Genomic DNA, 13,443 nt, shown 5'->3' with positions numbered 1-13,443 from the left:
CGAATCATAAATGTATAGAGTAGCTAAGATGAAGAATAAAGAAAGTATATTAAGTAGCAGCGCAAGAGCAGAAATTGATCGCTGGCTTACACGCTTCCCGGAAGATCGGAAGCAATCGGCACTTCTTGCAGCGCTTCGTGAAGTTCAGCATGAAAATGACGGTTATTTAACGGTTGAGTTAATGGATGCGATTGCAGAATATTTAGATTTAGCACCCATTGCCGTGTATGAAGTTGCATCGTTTTATTCAAACTATGAAACAAAACCTTGCGGTAAAAATGCAGTGCTTATTTGCACCAATATCTCTTGTATGCTTCGTGGAGCTGAAGAGATTTTAACGCATGTAGAAAACCGTTTAGGAATCAAGGCCGGAGAATCAACAGCTGACGGTCTTTTTTCATTAAAGAAAGAAGACGAATGTTTAGCAGCTTGTACAGCCGCACCTGCAGCTTTAATTAATCATGTTTATCATGAGAACTTAACCATTGAGAAGATTGATGAGATTCTCGATCGTATCGAATCAAGAGCAGATAAGAAAGAGGCAAACTAATGGTACAAAATGAAGTTTGTTACTTCACTCTCGGGCACGATAAGCCTTGGTCTTTAGAGACCTATTTGAGCTTAGGTGGCTACGATGGGTGGAAAAAGATATTAAAGGGTGAACTCTCGAAAGATGAAGTCATCAATATGGTCAAAGCCTCTGAGCTTCGTGGTCGTGGTGGTGCGGGATTCCCTACAGGTTTAAAATGGGGCTTCATGCCGAAAAATGATGATGGCAGTAGCTATCTCGTTTGTAACTCGGATGAATCTGAGCCAGGCACTTGTAAGGATAGGGATATCTTGCGTTATAACCCACATGCATTAGTGGAAGGAATGTTAATTGCTGCTTATGCGATCGGTGCGAAAGTGGGTTATAACTACATGCGTGGTGAATTCAGTGAAGAGCCTTTCAAGCGCTTTGAAGCTGCGATTCAAGAAGCAAAAGATGCAGGATTACTCGGTCAAAATATTCAAGGAACCGGCATTTCTATTGAGCTTTACGGCGCATTAGGAGCGGGAGCGTATATTTGTGGGGAAGAAACGGCGCTTTTAGAATCCTTAGAAGGAAAGAAAGGGCAACCACGTTTTAAACCACCATTCCCGGCAGCAGTAGGTCTTTACGGTAAACCGACAACGATCAATAACTGTGAATCTTTATCTTCCGTTGGGCGCATTATCCGTAATGGTCCTGAATGGTTTAAAGAGCATGGAATACCAGGCGCAGGCGGGCAGAAGATTTTCTCAATCTCAGGTCACGTGGCAAAACCAGGTAACTATGAAATCCCAATGGGAACGCCATTTAAGGATCTTTTAGAGTTAGCAGGTGGAATTTGGCAAGGTCGTAAGATTAAAGCAGTGATTCCAGGTGGATCATCAGTTCCTGTAGTTCCAGGTCATATCATGATGGAAACCAACATGGATTATGATTCTATTGCGAAAAAAGCAGGATCTATGATGGGTTCAGGCGCAGTAATCGTCATGGATGAAACCACAGATATGGTGAAATCTTTGAAAACGCTTTCTAGCTTCTACTTCAGTGAATCATGTGGTCAATGTACACCATGCCGTGAAGGAACAGGCTGGATCTATCGTTTAGTGGAAGGAATCGTTGAAGGTCGTGGTCGTCCTGAAGATCTTGAAAGATTACTCCATGTTGCGAATAACATCGGCGGTAGAACGATTTGTGCATTAGGTGATGCAGCGGCAGCACCTGTTCTCAGCTTTATTAAACATTTCCCTGAAGAGTTCAAATACTACATTGAACACGGCAGAAGTATGATTGTGGGAGCCCAATAATGAGTAATGAAATTAAACAATTTACGATCAATATTGATGGTAAAGAATTTCAAGCACCTGCGGGCACAATGTTAATTGAAGTGGCAGATAGAGAAGGAATTGCGATTCCACGTTTCTGTTACCACGATAAATTATCGATTGCTGCAAGTTGCCGTATGTGTTTGGTAGATGTTGAACGTATGCCAAAACCGGCGCCGGCGTGTGCTACGCCGATTATGGATGGCATGATTGTTCATACGCGTAATGATAAAACTCGCGCGGCGCAAAAAGCGATTATGGAGTTTTTACTCATTAATCACCCATTGGATTGCCCAATTTGTGACCAAGGTGGTGAGTGTGAGCTTCAAGATTTCTCAGCTGAATACGGTCAAAATAAGTCGATCTATACAGAAGAGAAACGTCACGTAGAAAAAATTGATATCGGTCCACTCGTTGAAACGTTCATGAATCGTTGTATTCAATGTACACGTTGCGTTCGTTTTGGAGATGAGATCGCTGGAATGCGTGAGCTTGGTGGAGTAGATCGTGGAGATCGTTTAGAGATCACGACTTACATTCAACATGCGCTTGTTTCAGAAGTATCAGGAAATATTATTGATATCTGTCCAGTAGGTGCTTTAACAGCGAAACCATCTAAATATGGTGCGCGCCCTTGGGAATATATTAATCATGATTCTATCAGCATGCATGATGGTGTTGGTGCAAATACAGATATTCATACGCTTCGCGGAAAAGTATCACGTGTTGCAGCTCGCCGTAATGATGAGATTAATGAACCATGGATTTCAGATAGAGATCGTTTCAGCTATGAAGCATTGTTCAGTGATGACAGAGCCGCTTTCCCATTAGTGGATAACGGTAATGGCGAACTCGAGCAAGCGTCATGGGAAGATGCCTTAAAAGCAACAAAACTCATCATTGAAGGTGCTATTCAAAAATATGGCGCTGATGAAGTGGGTGTTTTTATATCGCCGATGGCTTCTGTAGAAGAGGTTCAGCTTGTGAAAGAGTTGCAAGCAGGTTTGAAACTCACCAATGTGGATTATCGTTTTAACCAACGTGATTTCAGCGGTGACAAATCTGAATCTGCATTCCGCGCATTAGGTGTTTCAATTCCGGAAGTGAATCACTTAGATTCAATCTTCTTAATTGGTGCAGATCCTCGTATGGAAGTGCCGGTATTAGCAATTCGTGTTCGTGATGCTGTAAAAAATGGTGCGAAAGTATCGATGCTTGCGTCGTATGATGCAGATCAGCTTCATGCAATGAACGAAACGATCATTGCGCATCCATTTGATTGGGTCAATGAATTAGCGGCAATTGTGGCGAAAGTATCTGCAGCAAAAGGCACTTCGATTCGTCCTGAATTAACAAGCTTAATGAATAATACGGCGATTCACGGCGATGCGGTTTCAAAAGTCGCAGAGCAACTCGTGAATGGTGAAAGAGAGTGGATTGTTTTAGGACATGATGCTATCAGCCATCCGCAATTTGCAACGATTCGTGTATTAGCTTCTGAAATTGCTCGTATGACGGGTGCGAAATTAGGATGCTTCACACAAGGTTCAAATAGTTCAGCTGCGGCATTATCAGGCTTAACAACTGCTGGTAAAAACACGGCAACGATGATTGATTCTCCACTTAAAGCATATGTATTAGTGGGTGCAATTGATCCTGAGTTTGATTTTGTAGAACGTGAAAAAGCATTGAAAGCACTCACTTCAGCAGAAGCTGTGATTGCGATCACACCGTTTGCAAGTGAAACTGTGAAATCTTTAGCAAATGTTGTCCTTCCAGGTGCAGCATGGGCAGAGAGTTCAGGTAGCTTTGTGAATTTAGAAGGTAAGGTTCAATCTCTTCAAGCAGCAAGCATGCCACACGGCGAAGCACGTCCAATTTGGAAAATTCTTCGAGTTCTTGGTAATCAGTTTGAGTTATCAGGCTTTGATTATGTAAGTTCTGAAGATGTGTTTGCGAAGTGGTTTGCGGCAAATGAAGCGAAATTACAAAATAATTCTAATGAAGTAAGCGGCGCATCATTTGATTATGTACCTCTTGCGAAAGAAGGATTACTTGCAGTTCCGACAACTTCAATCTACTCAACAGATGCTTATGTAAGACGTGGTCAAGCACTTCAGAAAACACCATTAGCAAAACGTGCTCGTATCGCATTTAACAATGCCGGTGACGAAGCAAGCGTAATGCCGATTTTAAATCGTGAAAATAATTTCCTTTCACGTGTGTCGACGAAAGTTGCTCAAGGCTGCGTAAGAATTCCGACAGAATATGCCGGTGACACGCAATTTTATCAACCAATTAAGGGAGCAAATTAGATGGATACCGTAATGGCAATTATTCATTATCCGCTTGTTTGGGCTCTAATTAAAACATTGGCAATCTTCTTGCCAATCGTTTTATCTGTAGCGTACTTAACATTTGCAGAGCGTAAAGTTCTTGGATATATGCATATTCGTTTAGGGCCGAACCGTGTTGGACCTAAGGGAATCTTACAGCCTTTTGCTGACTTATTGAAAATGCTTTTCAAAGAGTGGATTATTCCTTCAGCTGCGAATAAAACAATGTTTTTAATCGCACCTTTCATTGCTGTAACGACTGCTTTTGCAACATGGGCAGTAATTCCATTCAATGAAAGTTGGATTAGTTCTTCTATGGATTCTGCAATCTTATACATTCTTGCGCTAACATCGCTCAGCGTATATGCATCATTGATGGCAGGTTGGGGTTCAAACTCTAAGTTCTCCATGTTTGGCGCAATCCGTAGTGCAGCGCAAGTAGTTTCTTATGAACTTGCAATTGGTTTTGCATTGATCACAGTTGTGATGATTTCAGGTAGCCTTAACTTTACAGATATCGTAAAAGGGCAATCAGGATCATTAGGACTTGTGAACTGGTACTTTATTCCATTATTACCGATGGCTGTGATCTATTTTATTGCCGGCTTAGCGGAATTAAACCGTGCGCCATTTGAGGTAACAGAGGGAGAATCTGAAATCGTTGCGGGATACTTTACAGAGTATTCAGGAACAGGTTTCGTAACATTCTACCTTGCTGAATATACCAACATGATCTTGGTATCGGCATTGATGAGCCTTCTCTTCTTTGGAGGATGGTTATCGCCGTTATCAGGTGTTGAAGCGGTTCAGAATATTCCTGTGCTTTCGTTCTTAGCACATGACAGTACATTCTGGATGATTCTCAAAATGGCATTTTTCCTCTTTGCAATGATTTGGGTACGTGCAACGTTCCCTGGTTATCGTTATGACCAAATCATGCGTTTAGGTTGGAAATTCTTTATCCCGATAGCTTTAGTATGGATCGCAGTAGTTCTTGTGATGTACGGCATCGGTTTAAAACCATGGTTTTAAGGAATAGGTAGGACTATCAATGTTTAGATATTTAAAATCACTCTATGAAACATTTACGTTAAAAGAATTACGTAAAGGTTTAGGGATTACCTTTCGTTATCTCTTTAAACCAAAATTCACTGTTGAGTATCCGTTTGAAAAAACACCGCAGTCTAATCGTTTCCGTGGACTTCATGCACTTCGCCGTTATCCAAATGGGGAAGAGCGTTGTATCGGTTGTAAGCTTTGTGAGGCAGTATGTCCTGCAAATGCGATTACAATTGATACAGAAGAGCGTGGCGATGGCACTCGTCGAACCACTCGTTATGATATTGATCTCTTTAAATGCATCTTCTGTGGCTTATGTGAACAAGCATGCCCCGTTGATTCCATCGTGTTAACACGTGTATTTGAATATCATATGGAAGAGAAAGGCGAGAATATCATCACTAAAGAAGGCTTGTTAGCACTCGGCGATAAGTACGAAGTACAAATCGCTGCAGACCGCGCACTTGACTCGAAACTATATTAGGAGGAGCAGATGTTATTTAAGATCTTATTTTACATCTTTGCACTTATCACGGTCTATTCAGCGATCCGTGTTGTGAGTGCAAAAAACACAATGACATCAGTGCTACATTTAGTTCTGATCTTTGTCATGGTGAGTTGCTGTTGGTTGTTACTTCAAGCAGAGTTCCTCGCGCTATCACTGATTATTATCTACTGTGGTGCGGTAATGGTGTTCTTCCTGTTTGCTGTGATGATGCTCGATATTCCGCATGATATGTTGAAAGAAGGTTTTGTAAAATTCCTTCCAATAGGCGTATTAGTGGGAATCGTATTTGTTGCAGAAATCTTAATCGTTGTGTTAGGTGGAGATAGTTTCATTGCAAACAAATTCTCACTTGAAGGCGGCGTTGAGATGATTCGTGCAGGAAGTGAACTCACCAATGCGCAAGAGCTTGGCGTACTTCTCTACACTGAATACATTTATGCATTTGAAGTAACGGCGTTGATTCTTTTAGTAGCAATGATTGCTGCAATTGCATTAACTCGTCGTATCGGACCTCTTCGTCGTAAAGATGTTCCTGTGGGCTGGCAGATTAAAGCTGATCCTACAAAACGCGTACGTATGGTGAAGATGGATTCTGCAGTTTTAGCGCCGGCACCTGTTCAGGAAGTTAGCGAAACTGTGACAACAGAAGAGGAGGGGAAGTAAAATGAATTTAGTCATTGATGATTATATTATTCTCTCGACGATTCTATTTGGAATCAGTACTGCGGGAATTTTCATTAATCGCAAGAACTTGATTGTACTCTTAATGTGTATCGAGTTAATGTTACTCGCAAGTAGCACATTATTTGTCGCATTCTCTCAGTTCTCCGGCGATTTACACGGGCAGATCTTTGTCTTCTTTACGCTTGCTGTTGCAGCGGCGGAAGCAGCAATTGGTCTTGCTATTTTAGTATTAGTATTCAGAAACCGCGGTAGCATTAGTGTTGATGAAATTACGGAATTAAGAGGCTAATGTAATGGAATTTAAGTATATATATCTCTTAATTGTGTTATTACCACTGATTGGTTCGGCGATTTCAGGTCTATTCTGTCGCGTAATCAATGAGAAAGTAGCACATACTGTCACAATTGCTTTCGTAGCAATTGCGGCAGCGTTATCTGTGTATGTTCTCTTCTCTCATATGTCGGGAAGAGCGGATATTTTCAATGAAAATCTCTATACATGGATGAGCACAGGATCATTAAGTGTTGGCGTAGGTTTCATGGTAGATAACCTTACGGCGATGATGATGGTTGTGATTACATCAGTATCAACGATGGTTCACGTGTACTCTATCGGTTACATGAAAGGCGATCCTGGATATAACCGTTTCTTCAGTTATATTTCACTCTTCACATTCTCAATGTTGATGCTTGTGATGTCTAATAACTTCATGCAACTCTTCTTCGGTTGGGAAGCTGTAGGTTTAGTGTCATATCTCTTGATTGGTTTCTGGTTCAAAAAACCAACGGCAACGTATGCAAACATGAAAGCATTCTTAGTAAACCGTGTGGGAGACTTTGGTTTCTTAATCGGGATTGCTTGTGTGGCTTACATGACAAGTTCGTTGACGTATACAGAAGTATTTGCAGGATTAGATGCAGCGCCAAAAACAATCCATTTCTTAGGAACGGATTGGAATATTATGACGTTTGCGGCAGTGTTCCTCTTCATTGGAGCAATGGGTAAATCTGCGCAAGTTCCACTCCATGTATGGTTACCTGATTCGATGGAAGGACCAACGCCAATTTCTGCACTTATTCATGCGGCAACGATGGTTACAGCAGGGATCTTCATGGTTGCGCGTATGTCACCAATCTATGAATTATCACCGGCGGCTCTGTCAATGGTTCTGATTCTTGGAGCGACAACAGCACTCTTCATGGGAATCTTGGGTCTTTTCCAAAACGATATCAAACGAGTGATTGCTTACTCAACGATCTCGCAATTAGGATATATGACCGTAGCATTAGGAGCTTCAACCTATTCATTAGCGGCATTCCACTTAACAACTCACGCATTCTTTAAAGCATTACTCTTCTTAGGGGCAGGTTCTGTCATCATCGGAATGAGTCATGTACAAGATATGCGTTTCATGGGTGGACTTCGTAAGAAAATGCCAATCACATGGATTACGACGTTAATTGGGGTACTTGCGCTCGTTGGGATTCCATTCTTCTCAGGTTACTACTCGAAAGAGGGAATCATCTGGGCATTGGCACACAGTACAACATTCGGATCAGGTTATGCATTATTAGCACTTGAAGCGGGTGTATTTATGACTGCGCTTTATACTTTTAGAATGTACTTCTTAGTGTTCCATGGTAAACCACGTTATACGGTTGATGAATCTTTAGGACATGATCATCATGGAGAAGACGAAAGTATTCTTCCTGCTGAACCAAAAGAATCTCCATGGGTTGTGACATTACCATTAATTTTATTAGCAATTCCATCAGTGATTTTAGGTTGGTATATGGCACCAATTATGATCGAAAACACATTCTTAGCGGAATCTGTTTACATCAATAACTTGGTGAATCCAGCGACTGAAATTATGAAAAATGGTTTTGAGGGTTCTTGGGCAATGACTAAGGAAGCGATTACAGCACCGGCATTCTATCTCACGTTAGCGGGAATTGCGGTTGCTTGGTTTAGCTTCTTATATCGTCCAAGCGTGGCTAGAAAAGGCCGTGAAATCCTTGAAAAAACTGGACTCTATAACGTATTTGAAAACAAATACTACTTCGATGAAATTAATCAGAAATTTATTGCAAATGGAGCAGTTGCCCTTGGTCGCTTCTTCTGGACAAAAATTGATGATGCTATTATTGATCGCGGAATTGTATTTGGTGCGGCGCATGTTGCTTCGGCGGCAGGTGGATTTGTTCGCAGAATTCAAACAGGGTACATCTATCATGCGGCATTTATTATGGTAGTTGGTCTTTTAGCGCTTATGACATGGGTCGTATTTTTTAACTAGGAATAAACAATGGAAACAATGCAGATCTCTTGGTTAAGTTTAGTCATTTGGCTCCCGATTATCGGAGGACTCATCGTACTCACGGTTGGCAACGAGCCAACCCGTGTACGTTGGATGTCTTTAGCCTTTGCTATTCTTGCTTTTATTATTTCGTTACCGCTACTATTCCTGTTCAATCCTGATGTGAGTAGTATGCAATTTGTAGAACAGATTGCATGGAGTAGTGAGCTTGGAATTAGTTACCATCTTGGGATTGATGGTTTCTCAATGCCATTTATCATCCTGACAACTTTCGTCACAATCTTAGTTGTGATTGCCGGTTGGGAAATTATTAAGGATCGTCCGAATCAATATTTCGCGGCATTCTTAATTCTTGAAGGATTAATGAATGGTATCTTTGCTTCAGTAGATGGAATTCTTTTCTACGTATTCTTTGAAGCAATGTTGATTCCAATGTTCTTAATTATCGGTATCTGGGGTGGACCGGGTCGTATTACTGCGGCACTGAAGTTCTTCCTCTATACATTCTTAGGTTCAATCTTCTTATTAGTTGCACTGATCTATCTCTATTTCCAAAGTGGCGATTTCAATATCTTGGGTTTCCAAAATCTTGAACTTGCAGAAAGTACGCAAAAATGGCTTTTCTTCGCATTCCTCGCTGGATTTGCGGTAAAAGTGCCGATGTTCCCTGTACATACATGGTTACCATCAGCGCACGTTGAAGCACCTACAGGTGGTTCAGTGATTCTTGCGGCAATCACACTTAAAATTGGTGGATATGGATTTGTTCGTTTTATTCTTCCAATTGCGCCATTAGGTGCATCTGCTTACGCTTGGTTGATCGTTGGTTTAAGTGTGATCGCAATTTTATATATTGCGTTAGTCGCACTTGTTCAACGTGATATGAAGAAAATGATTGCATACTCTTCTATTTCTCACATGGGTTTCGTAACGCTTGCGTTCATCTTGCCAGTTGCACTTTTAGGCGGCGGATCATTAGATCCTGAAGCGATGCAAATGGCACTTCAAGGTGGAATGATGCAGATGATCTCTCATGGTTTGATTTCATCAGGAATGTTCCTCTGTATTGGGGTGCTTTATGATCGAATCCATTCAAGAGAAATCGCGGATTACGGCGGTGTGATTAATAGCATGCCGATCTTCGGTGCGTTCTTCATCTTCTTTGCGATGGCAAACTCAGGTTTACCAGGAACATCAGGCTTCATCGGTGAATTCTGGACGGTTCTCGCGAGCTTCCATTACTCTGTTTATATCGCGATCTTAGTAGCGTTATCATTGATCTTAAGTGCGGCGTACAACCTTTGGTTAACGAAGCGCGTGATCTTAGGCGATATCGTTCATGATCATGTTAGACAGATGAAAGATATTAATGGGCGTGAGTGGTTCTTATTAGGTTCATTAGCGATTTTGATCATTCTTTTAGGAGTATGGCCAGATCCGATTGCAAACTTAATGCAATCAACGATTGATGGGCTTATCACTCACTTAACAGGACAATTCTAAGGGAAGTTAACATTATGGAATTAAATTTGACCGATCTGCTTGTAGCTCTTCCTGAGATCTTTTTAATGAGCATGATCGTTATTATCTTGTTATATGAGAGTTTAAATAAGAGTGCAAAGCAGTCAACGCTTTATATCTTGAGTTTAATTGGACTCTTTGGAACAGCCGCTCTCGGCTTGTTCCAATATAACTACGATGTGACTGGCGGTTTCATTGCGAGTAATATTTTCTGGTTTGGCGAGATTCTTTACAGCCCACTTATTACTTTAATCAAAGTCTTGATGCTTCTTATTGTGGCATTTGGTTTGATCTATAGTTATGGTCGTCTGAAAGATAGCGATATTGATAATGCAGAATATTATGTTCTGATTCTCCTTAGTACGCTTGGAATGATGGTACTTGTTGCTGCGGGAAGCATCTTAACGGTTTATGTAGGTCTTGAGTTAATGTCTCTTCCTATGTACGGTTTAGTGGCGCTTAACAGACGTAGTAACAAAGGTTCTGAAGCGGCGATGAAATACTTTGTAATGGGAGCGATGTCTTCAGGAATCCTTCTTTTCGGTATGGCGCTTCTTTACGGTGGTACAGGATCATTACAAATTGCCGATATTAAAACAGTGATTGCAGAAGGTATGACAGATAGCCAATCTCGTTTAATTCTGTTCTCAGCAGTATTCTTAATTGTTGGAACGGTATTTAAATTAGGTGGTGCACCTTTCCACGGTTGGGTTCCAGACGTGTACGAAGGCGCTCCGGCACCTGTTGCAATGTTCATTGGTGCAGCGCCAAAAGTGGCTGCATTCATGATGGGTGTGATCATTCTTTTAGGTGGTTTAATTGAGCTTAGAGATCAATGGCAACCCTTTATTATTGCGGTTGCAATCGTATCATTTGTCATCGGTAACTTAGTGGCATTGAAACAAGATAATATCCGCCGTATGCTCGGTTACTCTGCAGTATCACACGCTGGATTTATTCTTCTTGGTCTTCTCATCACAGAAACAAGTGCAATGGATTTAAGCGCAGGTCTTTTCTACGCAATTACGTATGCAATGACAACAACAGCAGCTTTTGGATTCTTACTTTCTGTGAAGATTAATGGTCGTGATATTCAAGGAATTGATGATCTTAAAGGCTTTGCAAAAACACATGCATGGTACGGAATCTTAATGGCAGTTGTAATGCTTTCAATGGGTGGTATTCCATTCTTTGTGGGTTTCTATGCGAAATTCATCGTATTGAAAACAGCATTTGAAGCGGGCTATCTCTACACTGTAATCGTTGCATTGTTAATGTCAGTGATCGGTCTTTACTACTACCTTCGTGTGATCAAAGTAATGTTCTTTGATGAAGCAACTTCAGGTAAAGAGTTAACGATTGAAGCAACAGGAAGCAGCAGAGTATTCTTCAACGTGAATGCATTGCTTCTCATTGTTTTAGGTGTAGCACCATCACTTTTATTAGCATTTCTTTAATGTTGATTAGTATCACTCAATCATTCTCAATATGAATCGTGATTGAATGATTCATAATTAAGAAGAGAGACAAGAGCGTTTGAATTAATTCAGGCGCTCTTTTTTATTGTGAGTAGAATAAGATGATTCAATCTATAAAATTTATTTTTGATGTATGAATGGGAGAAGAAAATGCAGACAATTACGATTGGCGTTGTATCCGTATCAGATAGAGCAAGTACCGGCATTTATCAAGATGAAGGAATTCCACATCTAAAAAATTGGCTTGAACAAGCGATTCAAAATCCGATAGTATTCCATGAGTCTTTGATTGCCGATGAGCAATCTCTCATTGAAGCAACACTCATTGATTTAGTGGATACAAAAAAGTGTGATTTAGTGCTGACAACGGGCGGAACAGGTCCGACTAAACGTGATGTCACACCCGATGCCACATTAGCAATTGCGGATAAAGAGATGCCGGGATTTGGCGAGCAGATGCGTCAGGTTAGTTTGCATTTTGTGCCAACAGCGATTCTTTCTCGTCAGGTTGGTGTGATTCGTAATGAAACCTTAATCGTGAATCTTCCCGGTCGCCCAAGAGCCATTGAAGAAACCCTTGCCGGCGTAAAAGATGCAGACAATAATATTGTGGTAAATGGAATATTCTCGGCAATCCCTTATTGTTTAGATCTTATTGGCGCAAATTATATTGAAGTCAATGAAGCGGTCACAACGGCATTTAGACCTAAGAAGAAATAAAACAGATACAAAAAGGATGTAAAAAATAAACGAGAAAGGAAAACTTTCTCGTTTATTGCTTCATAGGTTATTCAATATCTAGGGTGAATATATTCGAAGGTTTTTGGTTATTGAATATCTTTTAGACGATCACAGAATGCATTTTTTTCATGTTCATTCAGATCAAAAAACATGAGGTCTTGATCTAGCACGATAAAATTTTTTGATGCCGAATTAACGAGTACCAAAATGGCTATTTCATTCTGTATCTCTACGGTTAAAGGATGAATATGATTAAAATGGACAAACTTCTTAGCTCCTTTAATATTCGCTGTATAGCTTAATCCTTTTTTATCAGAAATCTGCGATGCTGGTATTGCTTGCAATAAGATTGGTGTACCTTTCGGAGCCATATTCAGTTCAGACATGATTTGTGAGATTCTCTTATCATTAACAGTTGTATCTTTATAGTATTGAAAACATCTCAGAAATAAGAACATTGATAGAAAGAAAAATAGTAGTGTTGTGAAGATACGGTTATAAAGCTTATCAATGGCAAGATCTAGTGCCATAAGATCAGGATTTGATCTACTGGCATATACATTGACTTCATAAATTTTCTTACTAAAATCTAGAAAAGTTAAGTGCTGATTGTACGTTTTATTTTCTATCTTAAAATCGACATCACAATTGAGGAATACACGTAAGTATTGTGAGCAATGACCATGAATATAATCCGTATCTACAGCGACCATATCTTGTCTGATTGTATAATCCTTCGGAATATTGATCCCGAGATAGATTGTGAGAATAAGAAAAACTACTGCACCTATTATACTTTTTAAGTATGAAATTGAGGAATAGTTTTTAGGGGGATTTTGTAATCGAGGTTTAGATTGTAATACACTATCGAGTTCTAGGTAGATTTCGGGGGAGAGAGTATTTACATTTTTGTGCATAGAAAAACTCCATTGAAAAATAGT

12 protein-coding genes are annotated in these 13,443 nt (G+C 40.4%); 11 read left to right on the top strand and 1 reads right to left on the bottom strand.

Annotated features, from left to right (window positions below; genetic code table 11):
- The first annotated feature begins 28 nt into the window (after positions 1 to 28).
- The 11 genes from ACYSN2_RS03700 to mog all read left to right on the top strand — a co-directional run bounded on the left by ACYSN2_RS03700 (position 29) and on the right by mog (position 12,481).
- On the top strand, positions 29 to 550 hold the full coding sequence (locus ACYSN2_RS03700; RefSeq protein ID WP_461748910.1) for an NADH-quinone oxidoreductase subunit NuoE family protein: 522 nt from the start codon (positions 29 to 31) through the stop codon (positions 548 to 550).
- Entirely contained in the window at positions 550 to 1,836 is a 1,287-nt protein-coding gene (nuoF, locus tag ACYSN2_RS03695; protein WP_461748909.1) for an NADH-quinone oxidoreductase subunit NuoF, read from the top strand. Before ACYSN2_RS03700 ends, nuoF begins: the two co-directional genes overlap by 1 nt.
- The gene (gene nuoG, locus ACYSN2_RS03690) at positions 1,836 to 4,169 is read left to right on the top strand and encodes an NADH-quinone oxidoreductase subunit NuoG (RefSeq protein ID WP_461748908.1); all 2,334 of its coding nucleotides are present in this window, start codon (positions 1,836 to 1,838) and stop codon (positions 4,167 to 4,169) included. Before nuoF ends, nuoG begins: the two co-directional genes overlap by 1 nt.
- On the top strand, positions 4,170 to 5,222 hold the full coding sequence (gene nuoH, locus ACYSN2_RS03685) for an NADH-quinone oxidoreductase subunit NuoH (RefSeq protein ID WP_461748907.1): 1,053 nt from the start codon (positions 4,170 to 4,172) through the stop codon (positions 5,220 to 5,222).
- Between the two features lie 19 nt (positions 5,223 to 5,241).
- Positions 5,242 to 5,733, top strand: a complete 492-nt coding sequence (gene nuoI, locus ACYSN2_RS03680) for an NADH-quinone oxidoreductase subunit NuoI (RefSeq protein WP_461748906.1) — start codon at positions 5,242 to 5,244, stop codon at positions 5,731 to 5,733.
- A gap of 9 nt (positions 5,734 to 5,742) precedes the next feature.
- Positions 5,743 to 6,420 (top strand): NADH-quinone oxidoreductase subunit J, encoded by a 678-nt coding sequence (locus ACYSN2_RS03675; protein ID WP_461748905.1) that lies wholly within the window; start codon positions 5,743 to 5,745, stop codon positions 6,418 to 6,420.
- A gap of 1 nt (position 6,421) precedes the next feature.
- Positions 6,422 to 6,730, top strand: coding sequence for an NADH-quinone oxidoreductase subunit NuoK (nuoK, locus tag ACYSN2_RS03670; protein WP_461748904.1), 309 nt, complete (start codon positions 6,422 to 6,424; stop codon positions 6,728 to 6,730).
- A gap of 4 nt (positions 6,731 to 6,734) precedes the next feature.
- The gene (gene nuoL, locus ACYSN2_RS03665) at positions 6,735 to 8,741 is read left to right on the top strand and encodes an NADH-quinone oxidoreductase subunit L (protein WP_461748903.1); all 2,007 of its coding nucleotides are present in this window, start codon (positions 6,735 to 6,737) and stop codon (positions 8,739 to 8,741) included.
- Between the two features lie 9 nt (positions 8,742 to 8,750).
- Positions 8,751 to 10,265, top strand: a complete 1,515-nt coding sequence (locus ACYSN2_RS03660) for a complex I subunit 4 family protein (RefSeq protein ID WP_461748902.1) — start codon at positions 8,751 to 8,753, stop codon at positions 10,263 to 10,265.
- 14 nt (positions 10,266 to 10,279) lie between these two features.
- Positions 10,280 to 11,740 (top strand): NADH-quinone oxidoreductase subunit N, encoded by a 1,461-nt coding sequence (locus ACYSN2_RS03655; RefSeq protein ID WP_461748901.1) that lies wholly within the window; start codon positions 10,280 to 10,282, stop codon positions 11,738 to 11,740.
- Between the two features lie 171 nt (positions 11,741 to 11,911).
- Positions 11,912 to 12,481, top strand: a complete 570-nt coding sequence (gene mog, locus ACYSN2_RS03650) for a molybdopterin adenylyltransferase (protein WP_461748900.1) — start codon at positions 11,912 to 11,914, stop codon at positions 12,479 to 12,481.
- Positions 12,482 to 12,588: 107 nt separating this feature from the next.
- Here the strand turns inward: mog and ACYSN2_RS03645 are convergent, their stop codons facing one another.
- The gene (locus tag ACYSN2_RS03645) at positions 12,589 to 13,419 is read right to left on the bottom strand and encodes a hypothetical protein (protein ID WP_461748899.1); all 831 of its coding nucleotides are present in this window, start codon (positions 13,417 to 13,419) and stop codon (positions 12,589 to 12,591) included.
- Positions 13,420 to 13,443 lie beyond the last annotated feature (24 nt).

The sequence above is a fragment of the Ignatzschineria sp. LJL83 genome, assembly GCF_054871845.1.
Note: the sequence above shows the minus strand (reverse complement) of the source record. Positions and strands in the feature narration are given on the sequence as shown.

Coding starts and splice junctions, on each gene's coding strand:
- ACYSN2_RS03700 (WP_461748910.1), top strand. CDS start 29: ATGAAGAATAAAGAAAGTATATTAAGTAGCAGCGCAAGAGCAGAAATT.
- nuoF (WP_461748909.1), top strand. CDS start 550: ATGGTACAAAATGAAGTTTGTTACTTCACTCTCGGGCACGATAAGCCT.
- nuoG (WP_461748908.1), top strand. CDS start 1,836: ATGAGTAATGAAATTAAACAATTTACGATCAATATTGATGGTAAAGAA.
- nuoH (WP_461748907.1), top strand. CDS start 4,170: ATGGATACCGTAATGGCAATTATTCATTATCCGCTTGTTTGGGCTCTA.
- nuoI (WP_461748906.1), top strand. CDS start 5,242: ATGTTTAGATATTTAAAATCACTCTATGAAACATTTACGTTAAAAGAA.
- ACYSN2_RS03675 (WP_461748905.1), top strand. CDS start 5,743: ATGTTATTTAAGATCTTATTTTACATCTTTGCACTTATCACGGTCTAT.
- nuoK (WP_461748904.1), top strand. CDS start 6,422: ATGAATTTAGTCATTGATGATTATATTATTCTCTCGACGATTCTATTT.
- nuoL (WP_461748903.1), top strand. CDS start 6,735: ATGGAATTTAAGTATATATATCTCTTAATTGTGTTATTACCACTGATT.
- ACYSN2_RS03660 (WP_461748902.1), top strand. CDS start 8,751: ATGGAAACAATGCAGATCTCTTGGTTAAGTTTAGTCATTTGGCTCCCG.
- ACYSN2_RS03655 (WP_461748901.1), top strand. CDS start 10,280: ATGGAATTAAATTTGACCGATCTGCTTGTAGCTCTTCCTGAGATCTTT.
- mog (WP_461748900.1), top strand. CDS start 11,912: ATGCAGACAATTACGATTGGCGTTGTATCCGTATCAGATAGAGCAAGT.
- ACYSN2_RS03645 (WP_461748899.1), bottom strand. CDS start 13,419: ATGCACAAAAATGTAAATACTCTCTCCCCCGAAATCTACCTAGAACTC.